Annotated in this window: 23 protein-coding genes; 13 read left to right on the top strand and 10 right to left on the bottom strand. The window is 68.6% G+C overall.

The genetic code is table 11. The annotated features are described in order from the left end of the window. Positions 1–3 precede the first annotated feature (3 nt). The 9 genes from RTY46_RS13690 to RTY46_RS13650 all read left to right on the top strand — a co-directional run bounded on the left by RTY46_RS13690 (position 4) and on the right by RTY46_RS13650 (position 10152). Positions 4–1362, top strand: a complete 1359-nt coding sequence (locus RTY46_RS13690) for a type II and III secretion system protein family protein (RefSeq protein ID WP_312709002.1) — start codon at positions 4–6, stop codon at positions 1360–1362. A gap of 23 nt (positions 1363–1385) precedes the next feature. Next, positions 1386–2642, top strand: a complete 1257-nt coding sequence (locus RTY46_RS13685) for a fimbrial protein (RefSeq protein ID WP_312709001.1) — start codon at positions 1386–1388, stop codon at positions 2640–2642. Next, positions 2627–3976, top strand: coding sequence for a CpaF family protein (locus RTY46_RS13680; protein WP_312709000.1), 1350 nt, complete (start codon positions 2627–2629; stop codon positions 3974–3976). The genes RTY46_RS13685 and RTY46_RS13680 overlap by 16 nt, the downstream gene beginning before the upstream one ends. 2 nt (positions 3977–3978) lie before the next feature. Then, positions 3979–4920 carry a type II secretion system F family protein gene (locus RTY46_RS13675; protein ID WP_312708999.1) on the top strand — a complete coding sequence of 314 codons (942 nt, stop codon included), beginning with the start codon at positions 3979–3981 and terminating at the stop codon, positions 4918–4920. Positions 4921–4948: 28 nt separating this feature from the next. Beyond that, positions 4949–5872, top strand: a complete 924-nt coding sequence (locus RTY46_RS13670) for a type II secretion system F family protein (RefSeq protein WP_312708998.1) — start codon at positions 4949–4951, stop codon at positions 5870–5872. A 5-nt stretch (positions 5873–5877) separates the two neighbouring features. Beyond that, positions 5878–6741 (top strand): Flp pilus assembly protein TadD, encoded by an 864-nt coding sequence (locus RTY46_RS13665; protein WP_312709073.1) that lies wholly within the window; start codon positions 5878–5880, stop codon positions 6739–6741. Then, on the top strand, positions 6738–7187 hold the full coding sequence (locus RTY46_RS13660) for a DUF3613 domain-containing protein (protein WP_312708997.1): 450 nt from the start codon (positions 6738–6740) through the stop codon (positions 7185–7187). Before RTY46_RS13665 ends, RTY46_RS13660 begins: the two co-directional genes overlap by 4 nt. Positions 7188–7195: 8 nt before the next feature. Further along, on the top strand, positions 7196–9349 hold the full coding sequence (locus tag RTY46_RS13655) for a TadG family pilus assembly protein (protein WP_312708995.1): 2154 nt from the start codon (positions 7196–7198) through the stop codon (positions 9347–9349). A gap of 98 nt (positions 9350–9447) precedes the next feature. Beyond that, positions 9448–10152 (top strand): DUF2968 domain-containing protein, encoded by a 705-nt coding sequence (locus tag RTY46_RS13650; RefSeq protein ID WP_312708994.1) that lies wholly within the window; start codon positions 9448–9450, stop codon positions 10150–10152. A 64-nt stretch (positions 10153–10216) separates the two neighbouring features. On the opposite strand, the gene RTY46_RS13645 is transcribed toward RTY46_RS13650, so the two are convergent. Further along, positions 10217–10744, bottom strand: coding sequence for a hypothetical protein (locus tag RTY46_RS13645; RefSeq protein ID WP_312708993.1), 528 nt, complete (start codon positions 10742–10744; stop codon positions 10217–10219). Position 10745: 1 nt separating this feature from the next. Here RTY46_RS13645 and RTY46_RS13640 point away from each other — a divergent pair, with 1 nt between their 5' ends. Further along, the gene (locus RTY46_RS13640; RefSeq protein ID WP_312708991.1) at positions 10746–11570 is read left to right on the top strand and encodes an alpha/beta hydrolase; all 825 of its coding nucleotides are present in this window, start codon (positions 10746–10748) and stop codon (positions 11568–11570) included. 70 nt (positions 11571–11640) lie between these two features. On the opposite strand, the gene RTY46_RS13635 is transcribed toward RTY46_RS13640, so the two are convergent. The 7 genes from RTY46_RS13635 to RTY46_RS13605 all read right to left on the bottom strand — a co-directional run bounded on the left by RTY46_RS13635 (position 11641) and on the right by RTY46_RS13605 (position 18448). Further along, complete coding sequence (locus RTY46_RS13635) at positions 11641–13287, bottom strand: MFS transporter (protein WP_312708989.1); 1647 nt, start codon at positions 13285–13287, stop codon at positions 11641–11643. Next, entirely contained in the window at positions 13281–14564 is a 1284-nt protein-coding gene (locus RTY46_RS13630) for an alginate export family protein (RefSeq protein WP_312708988.1), read from the bottom strand. The genes RTY46_RS13635 and RTY46_RS13630 overlap by 7 nt, the downstream gene beginning before the upstream one ends. Further along, complete coding sequence (locus RTY46_RS13625; RefSeq protein ID WP_312709071.1) at positions 14543–16390, bottom strand: amidohydrolase; 1848 nt, start codon at positions 16388–16390, stop codon at positions 14543–14545. The genes RTY46_RS13630 and RTY46_RS13625 overlap by 22 nt, the downstream gene beginning before the upstream one ends. A 119-nt stretch (positions 16391–16509) precedes the next feature. Next, on the bottom strand, positions 16510–16935 hold the full coding sequence (locus RTY46_RS13620; protein ID WP_312708987.1) for a DoxX family membrane protein: 426 nt from the start codon (positions 16933–16935) through the stop codon (positions 16510–16512). Positions 16936–16937: 2 nt separating this feature from the next. Next, positions 16938–17594 (bottom strand): hydrolase, encoded by a 657-nt coding sequence (locus RTY46_RS13615; RefSeq protein ID WP_312708985.1) that lies wholly within the window; start codon positions 17592–17594, stop codon positions 16938–16940. A 2-nt stretch (positions 17595–17596) separates the two neighbouring features. Then, positions 17597–18037, bottom strand: coding sequence for an AraC family transcriptional regulator (locus tag RTY46_RS13610; RefSeq protein WP_312708984.1), 441 nt, complete (start codon positions 18035–18037; stop codon positions 17597–17599). Positions 18038–18115: 78 nt separating this feature from the next. Further along, positions 18116–18448, bottom strand: coding sequence for a hypothetical protein (locus RTY46_RS13605; RefSeq protein WP_312708983.1), 333 nt, complete (start codon positions 18446–18448; stop codon positions 18116–18118). A gap of 105 nt (positions 18449–18553) precedes the next feature. Here RTY46_RS13605 and RTY46_RS13600 point away from each other — a divergent pair, with 105 nt between their 5' ends. Both RTY46_RS13600 and RTY46_RS13595 read left to right on the top strand, forming a co-directional pair. Further along, positions 18554–21571, top strand: a complete 3018-nt coding sequence (locus tag RTY46_RS13600) for a two-component regulator propeller domain-containing protein (protein ID WP_312708982.1) — start codon at positions 18554–18556, stop codon at positions 21569–21571. Next, on the top strand, positions 21564–22214 hold the full coding sequence (locus RTY46_RS13595) for a response regulator transcription factor (protein ID WP_312708981.1): 651 nt from the start codon (positions 21564–21566) through the stop codon (positions 22212–22214). The genes RTY46_RS13600 and RTY46_RS13595 overlap by 8 nt, the downstream gene beginning before the upstream one ends. A gap of 46 nt (positions 22215–22260) precedes the next feature. On the opposite strand, the gene RTY46_RS13590 is transcribed toward RTY46_RS13595, so the two are convergent. Further along, complete coding sequence (locus tag RTY46_RS13590; RefSeq protein ID WP_312708980.1) at positions 22261–23709, bottom strand: amidohydrolase family protein; 1449 nt, start codon at positions 23707–23709, stop codon at positions 22261–22263. A 46-nt stretch (positions 23710–23755) separates the two neighbouring features. After that, positions 23756–24454, bottom strand: a complete 699-nt coding sequence (locus RTY46_RS13585; RefSeq protein WP_312708979.1) for an ankyrin repeat domain-containing protein — start codon at positions 24452–24454, stop codon at positions 23756–23758. Positions 24455–24560: 106 nt separating this feature from the next. Here RTY46_RS13585 and RTY46_RS13580 point away from each other — a divergent pair, with 106 nt between their 5' ends. Further along, positions 24561–25442: a LysR substrate-binding domain-containing protein gene (locus RTY46_RS13580; RefSeq protein WP_312708977.1), complete on the top strand. Its 882-nt coding sequence runs from the start codon at positions 24561–24563 to the stop codon at positions 25440–25442. Positions 25443–25534 lie beyond the last annotated feature (92 nt).

The raw sequence follows: 25534 nt of genomic DNA, 5'->3' as shown, positions 1-25534 counted from the left end.
TCCATGACCCAACGCCGCCACCGCCCTGCCCGATCACTGCACCAGCGCTGGCTGGCCCTGCTGCTGGTGGTGCTGGCGCCTGCCACCAGCCTGGCCGCCGACGATCTGGTGCTGCAGGCACGTGAGCAGCGCCCGTGGACCCTGCCCGCCGATCTGGAACGGGTGGCCATCGCCGATCCCGGCGTGGCCGACATCGTGATGCTGCGTGGGCAGCGCCAGGCCCTGCTGGTCGGCAAGGCACCGGGCAGCACCACGCTGCTGCTGTGGCACCGCGCCCGCGCCGAACCGCAGCGCGTGCAGGTGCGCGTGCAGAGCGCGGTGCAGGGCGCTGCGGACAGCGCCGACAACGGACTTTCGTTTACCCAGCAGGACCAGCAGGGCCTGCTGCAGGGAAGCACCGACAGCGTGCTGTCGCACATGCAGGCGCAGAAAACCGCCGCCATGGCGTTGGGCAAGGACGGTCTGCTGGCCGATGCCTCCACCATCGCCAGTGGTGGCGTGGTGCAGGTGGAAGTGAAGGTGGTCGAGTTCAACAAGACCGCGCTGAAGCAGATCGGCATCAACTTCCAGAACAAGAATGGTTCGTTCGCCTATGGCATCGCCCGCCCCGGCGGACGTCTGGCTGGCGACACCGGCTTGCTGCCGGGCATGGAAGAAGGCGGCAGCGCCAATGAGGATGATTCGCCGCTGTCCTCCGCGTTCCGCCTGGTGTTCGGTTCCACCAAGCACCGCTGGAATGCCGACGTGGACCTGCTGCAGGCCAATGGCATGGCCCGCGTGCTGGCCGAACCCACCCTGGTGGCGCTTTCCGGACAGAGCGCCAGCTTCCTGGCCGGCGGCGAACTGCCGATCCTGGAACCGCAGGGCCTGGGCACCACCACCATCACTTACAAGCCCTTTGGCATCGGCTTGACCGTCACCCCCACGGTGCTGGCACCCAACCGCATTGCACTGAAGGTCGCGCCCGAAGCCAGCGACCTGGACTACAGCAATGCGATCGCGCTCGATGGCGTGCAGATTCCCTCCATCACCACCCGCCGCGCCGATACCACGGTGGAACTGGGCGATGGCGAGAGCTTCGTGATCGGTGGGCTGGTCAGTTCCAGCGTAGCCTCGACGGTGAACAAGATTCCGCTGCTGGGGGATCTGCCGATCATCGGCTCGTTCTTCCGCAACTTCGACTACAAGCGCCAGGACAAGGAGCTGGTGATCATCGTCACCCCACGACTGGTGCAGCCGCTGGCGCGCAACACCGAATTGCCGCTGCCCGGCGAGCAGGAAGCACGCCCGAACCTGCCCGAATGGGGGGCCTGGCTGCTGGGCCCGATCAGTCGCGACCCGGTACCGGGCTTCTCACGCTGACTGGCGACTGCAAGGACACCCCCATGCCCTATGCCACCGCACAGCCCCTGCATCCCGCCGGACCACCGATGCATCTGGTCCTGTACGGCATGGACCGCGAGCTGCTGCCACGCCTGGCAGCCAAGCTGCCGCCCGGCGCCGCACTGCACTGGCAGGACAGCACCCAGCCGACCTCGGCGCAGGACCTGCAGCGCGGGCCACATACCCTGGTGCTGCTGGACTTCAGGCCCGAGCATGCCTCGGCATCCACGGTGCTGGCGCAGCAGCTGCAGCAGACCCTGCCTGACCTGGTGCTGGTTGCGGTGGGCGCCACCAGCTCGGGACAGGTGGAAGGCGTGGTGCTGGCCCTGCGCGCCGGCCTGCGCGATGTACTGGATCTGGACAGCGACAACAGTGGCATCGAGGCCGCTCTGCGCCGCGCCCTGTCGCCGCGCACCGCCGTGGTGGCACAGCTGGCGCACAAAGCCCGCCTGATCGTGCTGCTGGGCGTGCGCGCCGGCGTGGGGACCAGCACGCTGGCCGCACATCTTTCGGTACTGGCACAGCAGACTCATCTGCTGGCACAGGGCGAGGGCAACCCGCAGGACGGCCTGCTGCTGGAACTGGCGCAGCCCGCCGGTGACCTGGCGCTGTACCTGAACCTGGACAGCCGCTTCCACTACGAAGATGCCCTGCGCAACGCCAGCCGCATCGACGCCACGCTGGCGCGCACCGCCATGGCCCGCCACAACAGTGGGCTGGTGCTGCTTGACCGCGCCAGCGGCAGCGACGCGGTGCCGCCCTCCGATCCCGGCGCCCTGCTGCAGCGCCTGCGCGGCGTGTTTGCCAGCGTGCTGTGCGATGCCGGCGGCTGCCCGCTGCGGCAGTTGCCGCCGCTGCTGCTGGAGCAGGCCGACGAAATCTGGCTGATCGCCGATGCGTCCATCGCCACCCTGGTGTCGCTGGACCACGCGCTGAAGCACCTTGCTGGCCAGCGTGACCGCGAAAAGCGCCTGCAGCTGGTCATCAACCGCCATGACGACAGCGCCGGCATGAGCCCGGAACAGATTGCACGACGCTTCGAACTGCCCCTGCTGGCCACGCTGCCGGAACGCTCGCGCGTGCGCACCGCCGCCAGCCATGGCCATCTGCTGCTGCAGGACGCCCCGCGCGACCCGTACCTGCGCGCCCTCGCCCCGCTGGTCCAGCGCCTGGACCCTGCTGCCTGCCCGGTGCAGCCGCACGGCCTGCGGGAAAGACTTGCCCTTGCCCTGGGTGGATCGCAATGGAAGACAAAGTAACCCTGTTCCCGAACGCCCTCGCCCGTGCCAGCGCCCCCGACGCGGCCCCGGGCGTGCTGCCGTTCGCGCAGACCGAGCAGTACCAGAAGGTGCTGTCGGCCGCGCACGAACACCTGCTCAACAGCATTGAAGACGAGCGCATCGACATTGATTCGTGGGCACCGGACACCATTGCGCGCTGGGTGCAGGTGCAGACGGTCAGCTTCATCCAGGAATGGCGCATTCCCATCAACGAAGAAGAGATGCAGGTAGTGGCCGACGGTCTGGTGAAGGAACTGACCGGGTTCGGGCCGCTGGACGACCTGCTGCATGACCCGACCATCGAAGACATCCTGATCAACGGCTTCAAGGATGTGCATGTCTCGCAGGGCGGGCAGCTCAAGCGTGCCACCCAGCGCTTCACCGACGATACCCACCTGCTGCGCATCCTGCGCCGCATCCTGGCCCCGCTGGGCCGCCGCCTGGACGATTCCAACCCGATGGTGGATGCGCGCCTGCCCAACGGCGGCCGCCTGAACGCCATCATCGCGCCGCTGGCGGTGGACGGCCCGATGGTCTCCATCCGCAAGTTCCGCAAGGACCCGTTCACCCCGGACGAGCTGCTGGCCAAGGGCACCTTCGATGCACCGATGCAGGCCCTGCTGAAGGCCATGGTGCTGGGGCGCTGCAACATCCTGGTGTCCGGCGGCACCAGTTCGGGCAAGACCTCGCTGCTGAACGCGCTGGCCAGCTACATCCCGGCCAACGAGCGGGTGATCACCGTGGAAGACACCGCCGAACTGTCGTTGAACCACCCGCACGTGGTGCGACTGGAAAGCCGCATCGGCGGCGCCGACGGCAACGGTGCGATCAGCATCCGCGACCTGGTACGCAACAGCCTGCGCATGCGCCCGGACCGCATCGTGGTGGGCGAAGTGCGCGGCGCAGAAGTGCTGGAGATGCTGCAGGCAATGAACACCGGCCACGACGGTTCGATGGCCACCATTCACGCCAACACGCCGCGCGACTGCCTCTACCGCATCGAGATGCTGGCCGGTTTTGCTGGCTTCCAGGGCAGCGAGGACAGTCTGCGCCGGCAGATCGCCAGCGCCATCGACTTCATCGTGCAGATCTCGCGGCTGGGCAGCGGCCGCCGCGTACTGGTCTCGATCACCGAAATCACCGGCGTGAGCGACAACCTGATCACCACCCAGGAAATGTTCCGGCATGAGGTGCAGATCGACGGCAACGGCCACGAAATCGACCGCTGGATCGGGCTGGGCTTCCACCCGCACTCGCACAAGCTGGAGCCCTTCCGCCAGCAGCTGCGTGAGTCGCTGTACGGAGATCTGTAGGCATGGGCGCCGGCGTGCTGCTGATGGTGTTGAGCCTGGTCTCGGTATTGCTGGGCACAGCCGCGTGGCTGTGGAGCAGCGCGCACCGTCGCGAGCAACGGCAGGCGTCGCTGCAGCATGCCGAACAACAGCTGGCCCGCGGCGCCAGCAACGCGGTGGCCGATGGCCAGCGCGCCCCGCCGGCAGCGGCCACGACCAGCAGCCGGCGCACGCTGCCATGGGATCCGCTGCTGCAGCGCGCGGGCCTGCAGCCGGGCTGGAAGCTGCCGTTCCTGCTGCTGGTGCCAGGCCTGGTGCTGGCGGCCGTGGCCGTGGCGCGGCTGGATACCGCCTGGATGTTCCCGCTCACCCTGGGCCTGTACCTGATCGGCTGCTGGCTGTGGCTGCTGCGCCGCATCGGCAAGCTGCAGGCCAAGCTGCTGCACCAGTTGCCAGACTTCCTGGACAACCTGGTGCGGCTGACCGCGCTGGGCAACAGCCTGCAGGCCGCCTTCCAGGTCGCCAGCGCACAGACCAGCGCGCCGCTGCGCGAACTGCTGGACACCACGGTGCGCTACGCGCGCGGCGGCATGGAACTGGACCGCGCGCTGTCACTGGCCGCCCAGCCCTATCGCATGGACGTGCTGAAGGTACTGGCAGTGGTGATCGGGGTCAGCGTGCGCATCGGCGGACGTTCCGACCAGATCCTGCAGCGGCTGGGCGACTTCATGCGTGACCTGGAACAGGCCCAGCAGGAACTGGCCGCCACCACCTCCGAAACGCGCATGTCGGCCTGGGTGCTGGGCCTGCTGCCGCCGGCCAGTGCCGTGCTGATGGCCATTTCCAGCCCCGATTTCTTCCAGCCGATCCTGCACCACCCGCTGGGCCACAAGATCCTGGCGCTGGGCGTCGGCCTGGAACTGGTGGGCGCCTTCCTGCTGTACCGACTGGCCAAGTCGCTATGAACGCTCCTGCCGTTCGCGGAGGTGAACGATGAGCGCCAACACGTGGTGGATGCTTGCCCTGCTGTTGCTGGCCGCTGGCGTAGCGCTGCTCGGCGTGGGCGGCTGGGTGCGCGGACAGCGCGAGGCACGCAGCGCGGCCGCCCTGAAGACGGCCCTGCAGCCCCAGGATGCGGACACCGAAGCCAACCGCCGCGATTCGCTGGGCTGGCTTGAGCGCCTGGGCCGGCAACTGAGCGGCGGCCGCCTGGAGGCGGCCCTGCTGACCAGCGAGGACCGCCTGCTGCTGGACCTAGCCGGCTGGAACACCCGCCGCGGCACGGCCATCTACCTGGGCCTGCGCCTGCTGTTGGCCGCCGTGGTGGTCGCACTGGCCATCGCCCTGAGCGATGCGCAGGGACTGGCCAAGGTGATGGTGGTGATCGGCGCGCTGGCTGCTGGCCTGCTGCTGCCCAAGTTCGTGCTGGGCGCCTGGGTGAAGCGCCGCCGCCGCGCCGTGCACAACGAGCTTCCCTTGCTGATCGATCTGCTGCGCCTGCTGCAGGGCGTGGGTTTCAGCATGGACCAGAGCCTGCAGACGCTGGGCGACAAGCTTCGCGAAGCACTGCCTGTACTGGGTGGCGAGCTGCAGGAAGCCAACGTGGCCTACACCCACGGCCGCAGCCGCGCGCAGTCACTGCGCCGCCTGAACGAAGTCTACGGCGATGACGACCTGTCCAGCCTTGTGCAGCTGATCCTGCAGGTGCACGCCCACGGCGGCGCGGTGCAGGAGCCGTTGAAGCAGTTCAGCGCGCGCCTGCGCGAGCAGCGCCGCAACACCCTGAAAGAGAAGGTCGGCAAGCTGTCGGTGAAGATGACCGTGGTGATGATGCTGACCCTGCTGCCAGCACTGATGCTGGTGCTTTCCGGCCCGGCGCTGGTAGCGCTGGCCACCACCATGTCGAAGATGGGATGACCTCCATGCCTGCCGCGCGCTCTGCCCTGCTGCTGTTTGCCCTTGCAACGCTGGCCACCGGCTGTGCGTCCAGCACCGCCAAGTACCTGCACACGCCGACGCTGGCCGAGCCCTCGCCGGCACCCCAGGACAGCCGCAACACCTACCTGGAACTGATTGCGCGCATGCAGCAGCAGGGCGCGTGGTACGCCTCGCTGGCGCATGTTGATGCGTTCCGCCAACGCTATGGCGATCTGCCTGCGCTGCGCCTGCTGCAGGCCGACGCGCTGCGCGAGACCGGCCAGACCACAGCAGCCAGCGCGCTCTACCAGCAGCTGGGCAATGGCCCGCAGGCGGCGGCCGCTGCTCATGGGCTGGGCCTGATCGCGGCCCACGCCGGCGACGATGCGGAGGCCGAACAGGCGCTGGCCCGAGCCAGCCAGCTGCAACCGTTGAATACCGACTACCTGGGCGACCTGGGCTACGCGCGATTGCGCGCGGGCCGCTTCGAAGATGCACGCGAACCCTTGGCCAAAGCCTTGGAGCTGACCCCTGGCAATGCCAAGGCCACCGCCAACCTGTCGCTGTGGGCAGTGCTGCGCGGTGACACGGCCACCGCCGAGCAACTGGCGCGACAGGCGAACCTGAATGATGAGACGCGGCGCAGCATCCAGCAGCAGGCGCAGCAGATCCGCAGCCGCGTGCAGCAACGCCAGACCGCCGTGGTGGCACCCATCGCACCGTCCGCCGAACCCGCCCCTGCGCGCAGCGTGCGGCTGGCCGCGGAAGCGCGGCGCGAACCGCCCGCCGATCGTGTTCCGGCGCAGCTGGCGCCGTCCATGCTGGAGCGCTTCAGCTCCGTCCGCCCTGCCAACGAGGGAACGCCATGACTCTGCCTGCTCAGCTGCGTACCGTGTTTCCACTGGCCGCCCTCGCCGCGGCGCTGGTGGCCCCGCTGGCATCGGCGCAATCCACCCAGGCCCCGTTGACCGGACAGATGCTGGGCGATCGTGCGGCGCCGGCAGCCGCCGTGCAGTCCGCGCCGCCTCTGGTCACGGTGGATGTAGCCGCTGCACAACCGGCGCCGCCACCGCCACCGCCACCGCCCGCCTACCCGCCAGCCGCCGCAGCCGCGCGTCCGCAGCACGGCGACAGCGTCCGCAATCTGCTGCGGCTGCAGGCCTCCGGCCAGCAGGCCGGCGCACGCCTGCCGATCCTGGGCGACCAGGCCACGGCCAGCTATGCGCGCTACCTGAAGAGTTTCGAGCACGAGATCCCCGACTTCTTCGATCCAGACGTCGGTCGTTCCAGCAACCGTTCCAGCTCATCACGCTGAGGTCGGCCATGCACCGGTCACGCCGCATCACCTTCAACCGCCAGCGCGGCGGCATGTCGGTCACCTTGATGCTGGTGATGATCGCGCTGGTGGCCATGCTCGGCCTGATCGAAGTGGGCTACCTGTACTGGGCCAAGCGCGATGCACAGAAGGTGGCCGATCTGGCAGCGCTGGCCGGCGCACAGCGCCTGGACCTGTGCAGCGCCGACAACAGCGACAACACCGCGGCACGGCAGAACGCGGTCAACCAGAACCGCTTCCCCGGCCAGGTGCAGGTGCAGTGCGGCAACTGGAATGCCGCCCACGCCGCCGAGGACCATTTCAGCAGCACCGTGGATGCGGCCAATCCGCGCAACGCCGTGCGCGTGACCACCGAACGCAGCGTGCTGCCGTTCTTCGGCCAGAACAACACGCTGCCCACGGTGCGCACCCAGGCGGTCGCGCGCCGCGCCGAACCCACCGCGGTGTTCAGCGTGGGCTCGCAGCTGCTGCGCAGCAATGGCAATTCGCCGCTGATGGCCACCCTGCGCCTGGTCGGACTGGATGTGAGCAATGCCACCGTGCTGTCCTACGATGGCCTGGCCCAGGTCAGCGTTACGCCTTCGGGCCTGCTGCAGGCGCTGGGCATTCCGGTCACCGCCGACCTGAGCGTAGCCGACTTCAATCGCCTGCTGGCGGTGCACCGCGTATCGCTGGCACAGCTGGTCAACGCCACCGCCGAAGTGGTCGGCCGCAACAGCAGCGCCGGCGTGCAGCTGCAGGCGCTGTCCAGCCTGGTGTCCACCGGCCTGGACATCAACCAGCTGAACATCGCGCTGGGCAGCCAGAATGGTGGCGGCGGCCTGTTCGCCGAAGTCATCTCGCCCGACGGCACCATCGGTAGCGCGCTGGAATCGCAGGTCAACGTACTGGACCTGTTGAACACCGCCATCTCCATTGCCAACGACAACAACGGCGTGCAGATCAGCGGATTGAACCTGGTCGGCATCGAGGTCAAGGCCGGGGTGATCGAGCCGCCGTCCATCGCCATCGGCGGCGTTGGCGCGCGCGCCTACAACGCGCAGGTGCGGCTTATGGTGGACGTGGACAGCAACCGCGTGCCGGCCGTGGGCGCGCTGCTGAACCTGCTGGGCACCCGCCTGAAGCTGCCGCTGCACGTGGACGTGACCAATGCGATGGGCACGCTGACATCGCTGCAATGCGGTGCCGCGCCACCCACTGCGACCATCCGCGTGGATTCGTCTGTGCTGCGTGCCTGCGTAGGCAGGATTGCCGAGGCCGATCGCTTTTCCAAACAGAACGTCTGCGATGCCACCCTGCAGAACGAGCAGCTGCTGACCCTGCTGGGCCAGCCGCTGATCAACGACCGCATCACCCTGCCCGCGCTGACCGCACAGCAGGACCTCACCCTGGCCGCCGGTCAGACCGGGTCCACTCAGATCAACCCGTTGGCGGTAGGCACCGCGGTGTCCGACCTGGTGAACGAGCTGCTGCGGGTGCTGTCGGGCATGCTGCAGAGCCCGCAGCAGGGCATGAGCTCCAGCGATACGGCCAAGGCGCTGGCCGACCGCTACCTGGCCGCCGCGCATCCCACCGGAGGCCGCTACGATGTGGACAAGGTGATTCCGCTGCTGCGCGACGGCGATGCCAGCCGCCAATTGAATCCGCTGGGCACCTGGACCGTCACCCAGGGCGTGCCCTACGCCTGCCCACCGCTGTACCTGACCACCTGCCGCAAGGATGGGCCGGTGTGGGATGGCTACCGCACCACTGTCACCGGCCAGGGCCTGGGCGTGCTCGACGGCGTGCTGGGTTCGCTGCTGGGCGGGCTGCTGATCAACCGCTGCGACAGCCTGGTCAGCAACCTGTTGAACTACAACGGCTGCGTGCGCAACAACCTGGCCGCCTACATCCAGACCGCCCCGGCCGGTTTTCTGGACCAGTACGCCGGCGGCGGCGTGACCACGCCCGGCAACGCCGTAAGCTGCAGCGGCCTGCTGTGCGCGGTACTGACCCCGGTGCTGGCCGCGCTGAAGCCGGTGTTGAACAGCGTGGGCGCGCTGCTGAGTGGCACCCTGGCCAGCCTGCTGGGGCTGGAACTGGGCCGCACCGACGTGCAGGTGCAGTCGATCCAGTGCACGCCCGCACAGCTGGTCTACTGAGCCCAGCCACCTGGCTTGGCGCCGCGCCCGCCCATGCTAGACTCCGGGCGGGGAATCACATTCATCTCAACCACACTACGTTCGTGGATGGTCCAGACATGCGAGAAATTTCAGGGGGCACTGTCTTCGCCCGGTACCCGCGCGCGATAGCGCTGCTGGCCACGGCCATGATCCTGGCCGCACCGTCGGCACTGGCCGCCCGTGGCGACCGCCAGGCCGCTGCCGAACCGGCACGCCCGGCCCCGGTGGTGCGCAACACGGTGGACGAACTGAAGCAGTTGATGGATGCCCAGCAACTGACCGAACTGCGCACTACCTACAACGGCAACTACGGCGCCAGCCTGCTGTTCAATGCGAACACGCTCACCTACTACGTGGCGCTGTTCCAGGAAAAGAACTTCTGGCGCGTGATCAAGACCGATGCGGTGGACAACGCCGAGCGCGTGTACCGCACCTTCGTGCAGCAGACCGAGCAGCTGGCCCAGGTGTATATCGACACCACGCGCCTGGAAGCAGGCAAGCGCTACACCGAGCGTCTGGTGGCCTACAACGAAGAGCGCCTGCGCACCCTGCAGCAGGAAATGGAACAGCAGCAGGCGCAGTCGGCACAGGTCAGTGCGTCCCTGCAGCAGGCGCAGCAGCAAGCGGTCAGCCTGAGCACCGACGTGCAGAGCACCAACAGCCAGCTGGACGCCCTGCAGCGTCGCATCCAGGTTCTGCAGGCCGAACAGGGCAATCCGGAACTGAGCCTGCCCAAGGCCGATGCCGCGACCGGCGCAGGTGCGGGCGGCGACGGCCACTGAGGCCCTTCGCCGCCTGGCAAGGCATTCCGCAGACGGCACCTTCGGGTGCCGTCTGCGTTTGTTCTCAGCGGCATGCCGCGCGCACATCGTCCTGCAGCCGCCGCTGCTGCAGATAATCCGCACGCACCGCATCAGCCTGCCGCTGTCGTGCCCTGCTGCAGCCGACCGGATCGCGCTCGAGCGGAATATGCACCGCCTGCGCTGCCCCTGCGCGCCGTTTGAGCGGCCGTGCCGATGCCGCTGGAGCCGCCGGCCTGGCCGATGACGTTTCCGCCGGCACCTGCCACTTCCATTCCGCCCGGCCCTGGCATGGGGTCTGTTGATACACCACGTGCGGGCCATCAATGCATTTATAGACATTGGTCTGTGCCTGCACCGGCACGGCCAACAGCAGCGCGAACACTGGGCCTGCCATCACTCGGTTCATGACGCCCTCCTTGCCGGCATGGTCCCGCCCAAAGCAGTGTGCCGCCAGAGGCCAATGCGACTTCTTGCCACAGCCGTGCAATGCCAGCGGAACAGGCTGCGCTGTACTGCGCGCACACCGGTCGTTGCGGCCGGTGCCATTCCACCTTCCGCCAAAGGAATCCACGATGAGAAATTTCGTTACCGTCAAAGACGGCGCCCGCATCTTCTACAAGGATTGGGGCACCGGCCAGCCCGTCGTGTTCGCCCACGGCTGGCCGCTGTCATCCGATGCCTGGGACCCGCAGATGCTGTTCATGGGCCAGAACGGCTACCGCGTGATCGCCCATGACCGCCGCAGCCACGGCCGTTCCAGCCAGACCTGGGACGGCAACAACATGGACACCTACGCCGATGACCTGGCCGCGGTGATCGAAGCCCTGGACCTGCGCGACGCCATCCTGGTCGGCCATTCCACCGGTGGTGGCGAAGTGGCGCACTACGTTGGCCGCCACGGCAGCAAGCGCGTGGCCAAGGTGGTACTGGTCGGCGCCGTGCCGCCGCTGATGCTGAAGACCGCCAGCAACCCGGCCGGCACCCCGCTGGAGGTCTTCGACGGCATCCGCAAGGGCACCGCCGGTGACCGTTCGCAGTTCTTCAAGGACCTGACCACGCCGTTCTTCGGCGCCAACCGCGACGGCAACGCCGTCACCCAGGGCATGCGTGATTCGTTCTGGCAGCAGGGCATGCTGGGCGGCGTGAAGGGCCAGTACGACTGCATCCACGAATTCTCGGAAGTGGATTACACCGCCGATCTGCAGAAGATCGATGTGCCGGCGCTGGTGGTGCACGGCGATGACGACCAGATCGTGCCGTTCGAGGCCTCGGCCAAGCTGTCCTCGCAGATCATCAAGGATGCCGAGCTGAAGGTGTACGCGGGCGCGCCGCACGGCCTGACCGTGACCCACGCTGACCAGTTCAACGCCGACCTGCTGGCGTTCGCACGCAAATGACGTGCCGCGGCGGCGCCCAGCGCGCCGCCGCCTCTGCACGGTAGCGCCGGGCCATGCCCGGCGGCTCCTCTCAGATATCGCTGTGATGGTGCGGCACGTTGGCCGGCAACGGGTCCTGCCCACCCACGAAGTGCCGCACGATCGGCGCGCGCTCGCCCCGGTGCAGGCCGCGCAGTGTTTCCTGGATCGCCTTGTCGTCGGCGGTGATCCGTTCATGCTGGCGCAGGTGCTCCAGCCACGAGGGGGTCACGAAATACTCCAAGTGCACGCCCGGCGTGGCCACGTCTTCCACCACGCCCCATACGACCGCACCGTCGCGCCGGCGGATCGTGCCCAGCGCGCGCATCTGCGCCTGGAACAGCGCGCGGTCACCGGGTTCGACGCGGTACTCCACCGTTACCAGCACCGGGCCGCGGTCATGCGACACCGGCACTGCCAGCTCCGGCGCCGGCCAGTGTCCGGCCGGACGCAGGTTCAGTTCCTCGGTGCCGGCAATGCGCACGCGCCAGACCAGCAGGCCGCCCACCACCGCACCGACGGCGGCCACCAGCAGGGCCAGCTCCGGCGAGGTGCGCTGGGCCAGCGCGCCCCAGCTCAGGCCACCGGCGGCCATGCCGGCCGAGAACACCATGATGTACAGCGCCAGCGCACGTGCACGCACCCATGCGGGCACCGCCGTCTGCGCCGCGATCTGCAGCGAGGACAGCACCGTGATCCAGGCGAAGCCATTGACCAGCATCACCACCGGCAGCACGTACCAGCTGCGGGTCAGGGCCAGACCGACCAGACTGCACGCCAACGCCAGCGTCGCCAGCAGCACCAGCAGGTCACGATCGAGTTTGGCGCGCAGTTTCGGCAGCAGCAGCGCACCGCCCACTGCACCGATGCCAATGCAGCCCAGCAGGATGCCGTACTGCCCTGCCCCGCCATGCATCTGCCCACGCACCACCACCGGCAGCATCGCGTTCATCGCCGCGGCAAAGAAGAAGAACCCCACCGATTTGATCAGCACCGCCTGCAGGCGACCGGCGCGGCTGGCATAGCGAAGGCCGGCCTTCAGGCCCGCGCCGAAGCCTTCCGGCGGCAGGCTCGAGGCCTTCGGGTCGCGCTTCCACCCCCAGACCACGAACAGCATGGCGGCGAAGGTAATGGCATTGAATCCGAAGGCCCACACCGCACCCAGCTGCGCCACGATCACGCCGCCAATGGCCGGGCCGATCGAACGGGCGATGTTGATGCCGATCGAATTCAGCGCCACCGCCGAGGCCAGCATCGGCTGCGGCACCAGTTCAGAGACGATCGCAGCCTGCGCCGGCATGGCCATGGCCGCACCACAGCCCATGCAGAAGGTCAGCAGCACCAGCAGGTTGGGAGTCAGCAGGTCGAACGCGGTCAGCGTGGCCATCACCGCGGCCACCAGCAGCATCCAGCCTTGGGTGAACAACAGATATCTGCGGCGGTCGACGATGTCGGCCAGGGTACCGGCGGCCAGCGCCAGCAGCACGATCGGCACCGTGGTGGCCGACTGCACCAGGGCCACCATCAACGGCGAGCCGGTGCGCTCGGCCATCACCCAGGCGGCGGCGACGTCGTTCACCCAGGTGCCGATGTTGCTGGCCAGGATCGCCAGCCACAGGGCCCGGAACATGCTGACTTTCAGCGGGGACCAGGCGCCTGCGGCCTGGGGGGAAGGTTGTGACGCGATTGCGTTCACCATTGCCATGCTCCAACGATCGAGGCGAACAGGGTGTCCTGGCCGCCGGCCTGCTTCAGTGCAGGACCGGCATCGACCCAGGCCAGCTGCAGCTGCCATTGCCAGTGTTCGCTGGCTTGCCAGCGGGTTTCGGATTTGTATTGGGTGCCGATGCGGCGTGCGCCACCGGCACTGCCGGGCAGCGCCGACAGCGGCGCGGGAGTGGTATAGACCGCATCGGCGCGGCGGTGCTTCCAGGCCATCTGCACGCCCAGTTCGGTGGTGACCTTCGGGTCCAGCCGCAACGCCAGCGTCGGCTGCACGTCCATCAGGTTGGCCGGCGCCAGCAGGCTGGCCTCGCTGAAGTACGCCGACTTGGGGAACAGCGCGTTGAACGTGCCCAGCCGACCGTCATGCAGGTTGCCATCGCCACTGGCGATGTCGGCCTTCAGGCCCAGCCGTGGTTGCAGCGGCAGCGCGGCCCAGCGCCAGCCGGTATCGGTGGCGAGGGTCCACGCACGGATGTCCAGATCGCGACCGGCCGTGCGCAGCTCGCCGCCCTGGGCCACCAGCTCGGTGTTCCAGTCCAACGCGCCGGCCTGGCCGAACCAGCGCGTGCCCACGGCCTGCCGCCGCTCCGCGCCCGTGCCGGCGGCGAAGCGCGCACCGTCGCGGCGATAGTCCAGCAGGTAGATGTCCCATTGCCCTGCGCCATGCCCGCGCGCGATGGTGGCGTAGGCGCCCCACAGGTGGGCACCGTGTTCGCCGCGATCATCGAATGCACCGGGGCGGTTTTCCACGGGGCGCAACGCCAGCAGGTCCAGGCGGCCCAGCCGACCGTTCCAGCCTACGCGCGCACCATCGAAGGCCAGGCGGATGTTGGGCCCATCGCGCACGGACAGCAGCCGCGAGCTGCCGTAACCGGCTTCCTGCCGGCCCAGCTGCACGTGCCAGCCTTCGCCCTGCCAGCGCCAGTAGGCCTGCTGCACATCCAGCGCGCTGCGATCGGTGCGGCCGGGCCCACCGGCCTTGCCGTCCTCGGCGTGCACGCCCAGCTGCAGTTTGGCTTCCCAGTCATCACGACGGTAGGTGGCCGCCGCCAGCGCGCGCAGCAGGCCGTAGCCATCCTCGCCGCCGCCCACGCCGAAGCGCGTGGGGTCGTAGTACAGCCCACGCACGCGCACCAAGGCATCCCACTGCAGCTGGCCATCGCCCACTGCCGTGCAGGCACCACCGTCGCAGGCCAGCGCCAGCGACGGCACGGCCAGCGCAGCCAACGTCAGAACGCGAAGCACGAGCACCCCATGGCGCCCCAGAACGCGGTCAGATCATCGGTCGGTGCGGCGTGGTGGGCGGCGTGGCCATGCGCACCGTGCGTGCCACATGCGGCCCCGTGGTGATGGTGGTGGGCCGCGGCCAGTCCGGTGGCCGCGCCACCCACGTGGTAGCCGCCGAACTTGTTCACCGGCGACCAGTCCGGCATGGCCGGCGGCAACTGCGGGGCCAGCCCGGCGTAGTCGCCGTCGGCATGCACGATGCGGCCGCCGACCACGGTCAGCAGGCTGGTGATGTCGGCAATCTGCGCATCGTCCACGCGGAAGAAGTCGGCCGACAGCACGATGAAGTCGGCCAGCTGGCCTTCCTTCAGCGTGCCCTTCACCGCTTCGTCGCCGGAGAACCACGCGCTGCCCTGGGTCCACAGGCGCAGCGCCTGTTCGCGTTCCAGCAGGTTCTCATCGCCGTACAGCGCCAGCCCACCCACGGTGCGCCCGGTCACCAGCCACGACAGCGCCACCCACGGGTTGTAGCTGGCCACGCGCGTGGCATCGGTACCGGCACCCACCGGAACGCCCTCGGCCAGCATGCGCTTGACCGGCGGGGTGTGGCGCGCGGCCTGTACGCCGTAGCGCTGCACGAAGGCCTCGCCCTGGTAGGCCATGCGGTGCTGCACGGCAATGCCGCCGCCCAGCGCGCGGATACGCTCGATGTTGCGCGGGGTGATGGTTTCGGCGTGGTCGATGAACCAGTGCAGGCCATCGAACGGCACCTCGCGGTTCACCTGTTCGTACACGTCCAGGATGCGGGTGATGCTTTCATCGTAGGTGGCGTGGATGCGGAACGGCCAACGCTTTTCCACCAGCAGCTTGACCACGTCGTGCAGCTCCGGCTCCAGCTCCGGCGGCAGTTCCGGGCGCGGCTCGTTGAACAGCTCGAAATCGGCCGCCGAGAACACCAGCATCTCGCCGGCACCGTTGTGGCGTAGCAGGTCATCGCCCTGGCGCGGCTGCAGGATCTCGCTCCAGCCGCGGAAATCGTTCACCTCGTTGCCCTTGTTCTGGGTGAACAGGTTGTAGGCGATGCGCACCGTCAGCTGGTCATCGCGATGCAGCTGCTCGATGACCTGGTAATCCTCGGGGTAGTTCTGGAACCCGCCACCGGCATCGATCACCGAGGTGATGCCCAGGCGGTTCAGTTCGCGCATGAAGTGGCGGGTGGAATTGGCCTGGTATTCCACCGGCAGGCGCGGGCCCTTGGCCAGCGTGGCATACAGGATGAGCGCGTTGGGCTTGGCCAGCAGCAGGCCGGTCGGATTGCCCAGCGAATCGCGCACGATCTGCCCGCCCGGCGGGTCCGGGGTGTCCTTGGTGTAGCCGCAGGCACGCAGCGCGGCGCGGTTCAACAGCGCGCGGTCGTACAGGTGCAGCAGGAACACCGGCGTATCCGGCGCGATGTCATTGAGTTCCTGCAGGGTCGGCAGGCGCTTTTCGGTGAACTGGCTGGCGGTGAAGCCGCCGACCACGCGCACCCATTGCGGCGCCGGCGTGCGGTCCACCTGCACCTTCAGCATGGCCATGGCGTCGGCCAGCGAACGCAGGCCGTCCCAGCGCAGCTCCAGGTTGTAGTTCAGGCCACCGCGGATCAGGTGGGTGTGGCTGTCATTCAGGCCGGGAACCAGGCGACGGCCCTGCGCGTCCAGAATGGTGGCCTCGTTGCCCCAGCCACGCATGATCTCCCCATCGCTGCCCACGGCGACGATGCGGCCTTCCTGCACGGCCAGTGCCTGCGCGTTCGGGCGTTGCGGGTCCAGCGTGGTGATACGGGCATTGCGGATGACCAGCGTGCTCATGCGGCGCTCCTTGGAGGGGGATTGGATGGCGCCGGCGGCAGTGCCGGCCAGGCCCAGCGCCAGCGCGGCGCCGGCACCCAGCACTACGTTGCGGCGGCCGGGGTGGTGGGGGTCGGAACTCATGCAAGGTCTCCCTGCAGCAGCGGGCCGTCCAGCGCCCAGGCACCGGGCCCGGCGCAGGCGATGGCCAGCAGGATGAAGGTCCACATCAGCGGGTATTCAACGCCGCCGCGCATCCAGAACCAGCCCTTGGGCAGGGCCAGCAGCGTGGTGAAACCGATGAACGCGGCCGCCGCCAGGGCGGCCACGCGGGTCTGCCAGCCCAGCAGCACGGCCAGGCCGGACAGCACCTGCAACAGCGCCAGCAGCAACGGCAGGGGCGCGGCCGAGGGCAGGCCGAAGCCGCGCAGTTCGCCGGCGAACCCACCCAGGCCGGGGCCGCCGAACCAGCCCAGCAGCTTGCCCAGTGCATGTGGCAGCAGGAATCCACCTGCCGCCACGCGCAGCATCAGCAAGGCCAGGTCCAGGCCGAAACTGCCGGTCATGCTCAGTGACCGCCTTCCTGTGCGCCGAACATGGTCTTGGCGTACTGGATGCCGATGCCGTAGCCGCCGGCGTGGTCGCGGGCGATGCCGGTGGTCAGGCCATAGGTTTCACCGCGTGCCCAGTCACGCTGCAGTTCCAGCAGGTACTGCACGCTGGTGATCGGCACGGCACCGGCCTGCACCATGCGGGTGATGGCGCGTTCGTGCGCTTCGTCGCTCACGTCGCCACAGGCGTCGGTGATCACGTAGACCTCGAAGCCCTGCTCCAGCGCCGACAGGCTCGGGCCGACGATGCAGACGCTGGTCCACAGGCCACCCAGCACCAGACGGCGCTTGCCGATGCGGTTGATCTCATCGATTACCGGCTGGTCTTCCCAGGTGTTCATCGAAGTGCGGTCGAACACGGTCTGGCCGGGGAAGATTTCCGGCAGTTCCGGGAACATCGGGCCGGAGAACGACTTCTCGGCCACGGTGGTCAGCACCACCGGCACGTTGAAGCCCTTGGCGCCCTTGCTGATCAGCGAGACGTTGTTGCGCAGGGCCGAGATGTCGATGGTGTGCGTGGCGAAGGCCATCTGCGATTGGTAGTCGATCAGCACCAGGGCGTGGTCGGTGGGCGACAGCAGGGCCTTGGCGGGGGTGGCGGTTGCAGTGGTCATGGTCAGACTCCAGGGGTGGTTGAAGGCGGGGATGGCTGGCGGCCGCAGGCGCGCTCGGCAGGCAGCCGCAGTGCGGCGTCACCGGCCAGGTACTGGCCGGGGCTGCAGCCGGTCTCGGCGCGGAAACTGCGCACGAAATGGCTCTGGTCGAAGAAGCCCAGGTGTTGGGCCAGGTGGGACATGGAACCGGTGCTGTCGGGCAGCAGTTGCCGGGCCCGTTCGATGCGCCGGCGGCGCACATAGCGCAGTGGGCTGGCACCGGTGCCAGTGCGGAACAGGCGCACGAGATGAAAGCGGCTGACGCAGGCCACTTCGGCCAGCTCGGTCACCCGCAGCGGCTGCGACAGGTGTTCGTCGATGTAACGCAGGGCGCGCTGCAGCGCGGCCGACTGGTTCGGCGCAAGCGCGTCTGCGGCGAACGCTGGCGGGGTGGGAAGGGCCATGCGAATGCACCGCGACGGGGGCCTCCATGGTGCGCTGCGGTCGCGCCGCGCCCTACCCCCGACGGTCCAGCGCACCACTCACCCTTTTGGGGGAGGCCCGCGTTCCAGCACCCGCCGGCCGAACTGGCGCGCATCCAGTGAATAGGCCCCCGGACCCAGCAGAAACAGCGCCACCGGTAAGGCCAGCAGCGGCCACGGTGCGCCCTGCAGCCACAACCCGAGCAGGGCCAGCGGCACCGCCAGCGGTGTCAGCCAGCCCAGCAGCAACAGCGCCTGTGCCGCCACGCAGACCAGCCAGATACCGCCAATCGGCGGCTGCGCCGGCCACAGCGCGGCCAACAGGCACAGGCGCAGCCACAGCAAGCCGATGCCCGGCGCGCGGTCGGGGAACATCACAAACAAGCGCTGCATTGGTGGCCTCCCTGCTCCATGCCAAGGTGATACCGCATGCCGCCCCGGCCGCGCCTGCCCCGTTCGGGTCACCCCGGCCTGCCCCGCACCTGCCAGAATGGCGGCATGCGCGCCCTCCCCCGCTCTTTCCTGCAGTACCTGCAGGGGCTGATCTGCTGCCTGTCGCTGGCCATTGCGCTGCCGGCCCTGGCCGTGCAGCAGCCGCCGGTCAGCACCGGCATGCCCGGCTACCAGCACACGGCCTGGCGGGTCGGCCAAGGGGCGCCGGGCGATATCTGGGACATTGCCCAGGACCGCGACGGCATGTTGTGGCTGGCCACCGGCTCGGGCCTGTACCGCTTCGATGGGCGCCGCTTTGAACGCCAGGCCGCGCCGCCCGGGCAGCGCTTCCCGTCCACCAACATGGTCACCCTGGCCGTGGACAACGCGCACGGGCTGTGGATCGGTTACTTCCAGGCCGGCATCAGCCACAGCCGACCCGGCCGACTGGACAACTACGGGCGCGCGCAGGGCATCCCCGTGGGCGTGGTTCCCCATTTCGAACACGATCACCAGGGGCGGCTGTGGGCCGCCGTGAACGGTGGGCTGCGCTGGTTCGACGGGGAGCGCTGGCAGGCCGATGCCCGTACCGGGCTGCCCGACCGCCGTGTGCAGTGGGTGTTCCAGGACAGCCATGGCACGCTGTGGGTGCTGGCCGATCTGCAGATCTGGTCACGCCCGGCCGGCGCATCGCGGTTCACCTCGACGGGCATCGCCGTCTCGCAGATGTCTACGCTGGCGGAAAGCCCGCGCGGCGAAGTGTGGCTGGCCGACCGCAACCGCGGCACGCTGCCGCTGGCCAGTGGCAAGGGCCTGCTGCCCGCCAGCGAACGCGAGGCGAGGCGCCTGCCCGGCCTGCGTGCGTCGCGCATGCAGTTCACCCCCGATGGCGACCTGTGGGCGACGTTCAGTCCGCACGGTGGCGTGGCGCGGGTCAGCTTCGCTGGCAACACGGCCACCGGCATCGAGCGCTTCGACACCGCCGAAGGGCTGACCGCCACCTCGGCGGTGCCGGTCCTGCTCGATCGCGAGGGCAACATCTGGGTAGGCACCAACCTGGGGTTGAACCGTTTCCGCGCGCGCAGCGTACAGACGCTTGCCGTGGGCCCGACCGACCCGTATCGCTCGCTGGTACGCACCGGCGACGGGCGCGTCTACGGCTACGGCGAAGACCTGCGGCCGTACGATCTGCGCCGCGACCTGCTGGGTGGCAGCGCGCAGGACCTGCAGGCCGCCGCCCGCCGCGACGCGCAGCCGATGTGGCAGTTCGACTGGGTGAACCTGGCCCGCACCGAGGCCGGACACACCACCCGCATTCCGCTGCCTGAGCCATACACGGGCCAGGCGAGCCATGCCCTGCTGTTCACCGACAACGACAATGCATGGGTCTGTGCGGGCGAGCAGGCGGTGCTGCATTACCAGGCCGGGCACTGGCAACGCGACCCGCGCCTGCCCGAGCGCGCCTGTTCCACCCTGGCGCAGAGCGCCGACGGCGGCCTGCTGCTGGGCTATGCCGATGGGCGCGTGCGCCGCCTGGACGATACTGGCGTGGCAACCTACGGTCCCGCGCAGGGCCTGGATGTGGGCCCCATCACCGCACTGCTGCAGCACCGCGATCTGCTGCTGGTTGCCGGTGAATCGGGCCTATCGGTGCGCATCGGCACTGCGCCGTTCACCACCGTGCGCACCGATCTGGCCGGCGTACTGGAAGGCATCACCGGCATCGTGGTCGATGGCCGTGGCCGCCTCTGGTTGAACGGCAGCCGCGGGCTGGTGCGGCTGCAGGAATCCACTCTGCGCAGCGCGTTGCAGCAGGGCACGCCGCTCAGTCCGCGCCTGTTCGACGCCGTCGATGGGATGCCCGGCATCGCCCTGCAGAGTGGCCCCATTCCCACCGCCGTGTTGGCCGCCGACGGCCTGCTGTGGCTGGCGACCAACCAGGGGCTGGCGTGGCTGGATACCACCCAGAACCACATCGACACCCAGGCCCCGGGCGTGCGTATCGGCGATGTCCTGTATGGCGATACCCACCAGCCGCTGACCGAAGGCCTGCAGTTGCCGGCCGGCACCACCCAGCTGCAGATCGATTTCGTGGCCCTGTCGCTGGCCCGGCCCGAACGCAACCGCTACCGCTACCGCCTGTCCGGCGTGGACGACAGCTGGCAGGACGCCGGCAGCAGCACCCGCGCCTACTACACCAACCTGACCGCAGGCAGCTATCGCTTCGACGTGGAAGCGGCCAACGAAGACGGCGTGTGGAGCCAGGTGCCCGCCAGCCGCAGTTTCCGCATCGCGCCCACCTTCGTGCAGACCGTGTGGTTCAAGCTGCTGTGCGCGCTGGTGGTGCTGGTGGTGCTGGGCATGGCCGTGCGCATCCGCAGTGGCCAGTTGGCCGCGCTGTTCCGCGCGCGCCTGCAGGAACGCCATGGCGAGCGCGAACGCATCGCCCGTGACCTGCACGACACACTGCTGCAGGGCAGCCAGGGGCTGATCCTGCGCCTGCATGCCATCAGCCAGTCCGAACGCACGCCGGAGCCGGTGCGGGCCCAGCTGGAATCGGCCATGCAGTTGGCCGAACGCAACCTGGCCGAGGGCCGCGAACGGGTGAATGCACTGCGCGAAGGTCCGTTCAGTGGCCGCGACCTGGCCACGGCATTGGCTGACGTGCATGCCGAATATGCCGGCGACGGCACCAACCCCCTGCGCCTGACCGTGGAAGGCAGCCCGCCCGTACTGCAGGCCGATGCGGCCGAGGAAGTGTTCCTGATCGGCCGCGAAGCGATCCGCAACGCCTTGCGGCATGCCCAGCCCAGTGCCATCGAAGTGGAACTCTCGTATGGGCCGCGCAGTTTCCTGCTGCACGTGCGCGATGATGGCATCGGCATCGCCGACCCCAGTGCCAGCCATGGCCACTGGGGCCTGCAGGGCATGCGCGAGCGCGCGCAGCGACTGGGTGCGCAACTGCAGTTGTGGACGCGGCCCGGCCTGGGCACCGAAGTAGCGCTGGCCGTTCCCGGCCGCCGCCTGTACAAACGACGTGCGCCGCGCTGGCGCTGGCCCTGGAGCCGAACCCCGCATGACTGAGTCCCCTTCCCCCATCAGCGTACTGGTGGTCGATGACCACCCCCTGCTGCGCGATGGCCTGGCCGCCCTGCTGGGCGCGCACGCCGATCTGCGCCTGCTCGGTGAGGCCTCCGATGGTGAAGAAGCCATCGCCCGCTACCAGCAGTTGCAGCCCGACGTGGTGCTGATGGACCTGCAGATGCCGCGCCTGGACGGCGTGGAGGCCATCGTGCGCATCCGCGCGCTGGATCCCCGCGCGCGCATCATCGTGCTGACCACCTACCGTGGCGACGTGCGCGCCGTGCGCGCCCTGCAGGCCGGGGCCAGTGCCTACCTGCTCAAAGACATGCTGCGCCACGAGCTGGTGGATACCATCCGCACCGTGGCCGATGGGCGCCGCGCGCCGATTCCGGCCGAAGTGGCCGCCAGTATTGCCGCTCACGTGGTGGAAGACCGGCTGTCGCCGCGCGAAACCGAAGTGCTTCGCCACGTGGCCAGCGGCCTGTCCAACAAGCGCATCGGCGAGCGCATGCAGATCTCCGAACAGACCGTGAAAGCGCACATGAAGAGCCTGATGGACAAACTCGGCGTGGGCGACCGCACCCACGCGGTCACCCAGGCGCTGCGCCGCGGCATCATCAGCCTCGACGACGGCAACCCGTAGCGTCGAGCTTGCTCGATGGCTTCTGCTCAGTCGAGCAAGCTCGACTCTACCGTGCTGCGGCATTCCACGCCGCCACCTTCGCACGCGTATCGGCCAGCATCCTGTCCAGCGCGGCGCGGTCGTACACATCCCCGCGCAGGATCACGCTGTCGATCTTCTGCGTGGCGGCAATGTCCTGCAGCGGGTTGGCGGCCAACAGCACCAGATCGGCGGCCTTGCCCACGGCCACGCCACCATAACGGTCCATCTGGCCAAACCATGCCGGACCGGAACGGGTGGCTGCCGACAACGCCTGCGGCGCGCTCAGGCCTTCCTTCACGAACAGCTGCAGCTCCTGGTGCAGGGCGATGCCGGGGAAGTTGTACGAATTGAGGAAGCCCGCATCGGTGCCGGCAATGATCGTCACGCCGGCCTCCTGCAGCAGCGGCAGCACCGCGGCCACCTGGTGGTACTGCGCATGGCGCGCTTCAATCTGCGCCGGGCTGGCCTTGGCCGCACGCTCCACGCGCCACGTATAGGTCGCGCGCAGGCCCGGGCCGATGTAGGCCAGGTAGGGATCGTTGGCGTGGTCATCCTGGTCGAGGAAATCCAGGATGCGCCCACCGTTCAGCGTGGGGGTGACAAACACGCCACGCTTGGCGAAATCGCGGTACGCGCGCAGCGCCGTCTCCCGGTCAAAGCTGGCATCCAGACGACGGTTGGCCTCGGCGCGATCGATCCGGCCCGCACCGAAATCGGCGGCAATCTGTGCCTCATCCCTGCTGCCGGCCTTGAACGCGTAATCCAGATGCTCGATCGACGCCAATCCGGCATCCACCGCCTGCTCCACCGTCAGCGCCATCGGAATGTGCCCGGAGGCCTTCAGACCGGCATTGCGCGCGGCGGTGGCCGAGTACAGGAACAGCTCCGGCGTCAGCGTGCTGTCGGTGATCTTCACGAAATCGACCTTGTCGCGCTGCAATCGCGAAATCGCCTGATCGACCTGTGCGCGATCACCCACTTCGATAGTGCCCTTCCACACCGGCTTGATGCCTTCGATCTTCGCCCCCGAGCTGAGCAGGCGCGGTCCGAACAGCGTGCCGTCGGCGATCTGCCCGCGCCACTGCAGCACCTGTTCCGGCAGATCACCCGAGCAGTCACGGATGGTGGTGATGCCGTGGGCGATGTACAGCGGCAGCAAGGCCTTGTTCTCCTCGATCAGGGCCGGGCCACCACCGAAGTGCACGTGCATGTCCCACAGGCCCGGAATGAGGTACTTGCCCTTGGCATCGATCTGCCGGCCTGCGCTCCACTGGCTGCGCAGCTGCGCGTCGGGGCCCACCGCAACGATGTCATCGCCACGGATCACCACGCTCTGGCCCGGAAGACTGCGCGCGTGCTCGACATCGACCACGGTGGCATTGCGGATCAGCAGGTCGGCCCGTTCGGCGGCGGACGCCGACGGCGGCGCCACGGCAAGGAGGATCGCAAGGGACAAGGGGCGGGAACGGAACATGGACGGCATCCTGGCAAACACGCTGGCGTGTGGTGTGGAAGGGGATTCAGTGCGTTGCGCCATGCTGGCGCAACACGGCTTCAATTGCGGTGTAGCCGCGCTGGCGCGCATGCGCGAGCGGCGTTGTGCCATCGCCGTCGGCCAGGTGCGGATCGGCGCCGGCCTCCAGCAGCAGCTGCACGATCTGCACGTGGCGCGGTCCGCCGTCACCCAGCAGGATCGCTTCCAACAGCGCGGTCCAGTGCAGACGGTTGACGTGGTCTACCGCCACCCCGGCCCGCAGCAGTGTCCGCACCGCGTCCACATGGCCGCGCTCGGCGGCCGGGATCAAGGCAGTGCCGCCATAACGGTTGGTGCTTTGCAGGTCGGCACCGTGGGCCAGGGTCAGTGCGAGGATCTCATTCAATCCACGCGCACCGGCGTACAGATAGGCGCTGTCCTGCAGCGCATCCTTGGCATTGACGTCCGCGCCGGCCTCGATCAGCGCACGCGCGGCTTCCACATGATTGCCGTGGGTGGCCAGCAATACGGCGGTACGGCCCTGTGCATCACGCGCTTCCAGATCGGCGCCAGCGTTCAGTGCCAGACGCACCGCGTCGGCATCGCCGCGGTCGGCAGCCTCACGCAGCCGCGCATCGGCGGGGCCGGCGGCAGCAGAACAAGCAGGCAGCAGCAGCGCCAGCAGGCACAGCAGCAGCAGGCGCCCCAGCTTGGCGGGCCAGTCACGGCAACGATGGATGCGCATCTGCATGTCTCCTCTGCGGTGGCCGCTACATCGCGGCGTCATGCTTGCCGCGCCTTGCCCTGCATGGTAGAAGGTCGCAGCAATCATCCAGAAGTGAAATGTTCAAATGGCTGACAGTGCCAAATCGAATAGGTCGCTGTTCGAGCTGGATCTGCTGCGGGCCCTGGTGATGGTGGCGGACTGCGGCAGCTTCACCACCGCCGCCACCCGCCTGCATTCGACCCAGTCCACGGTCAGCCAGAAGGTGCGGCGGCTGGAGGAGCTGGCGGGACACCGCCTGCTCGAACGCGGCCACCGCGACGTACAGCCTACCGACGCCGGCCACACGCTGTTGGGTTACGCGCGGCGCATGCTGGACCTGAACGACGAGCTGGCGCAGGCGCTGGCCGGGGCGACCGTGGAAACGGTGGTGCGGATCGGGGTGCCCGAGGACTTCGTCAATCCGCAGACCACCCGCATGCTGGCCACCTTCAGCCGCCGCCACCCGCAGGTGAAGCTGGAGATCAGCAGTGGTCTCAGTCGCGACCTGGCGCACGGCTTCGATCATGGCGAGCTGGACCTGGTGCTGGTGAAGCAGCGCCGCAATACGCGCCAGGCGGTGCACTGCCGGCGCGAGCCGATGCATTGGATCGACAGCATGCGCAGCAGCAGCCTGCAGCAGGATCCGCTGCCGCTGGTCACCTTCCCGCCGCGCGGGCTGTACCGCGACGAGATGATCCAGGCCGTGGAGGCGCTTGGGCTGCGCTGGCGCATTGCGTTCACCAGTTCCTCGCTCAGCGGCATCCAGGGCGCGGTGGCTGATGGCATTGGCATCAGCCTGCTGCCGCGCCGCGCGGTGAGCCGCGAGCACCGCATCATCGACGGCGAGCGCGAACTGCCGGTGATCGACAATTACGAGCTGGGGCTGCTGCACCGGCCCGATGCAGACCAGGCCGTACGCGCACTGGCCGCCGAACTCTGGCGCCAGGTGCAGCGCGAGGCGGAGTAGTTCGTTGTTTGCAGGGCTGCGCCCTGCACCTGCCGATTCAACGTCAACGTCAAACGCTGGGTTCGTGGGGAATGGCGCGGTGGGTCCGGTTG

Source organism: Stenotrophomonas sp., from assembly GCF_032056425.1.
Classification (GTDB): domain Bacteria; phylum Pseudomonadota; class Gammaproteobacteria; order Xanthomonadales; family Xanthomonadaceae; genus Stenotrophomonas.
The sequence above is the reverse complement of the archived record's forward strand: the minus strand, read 5'-3'. Positions and strand labels throughout refer to the sequence as shown.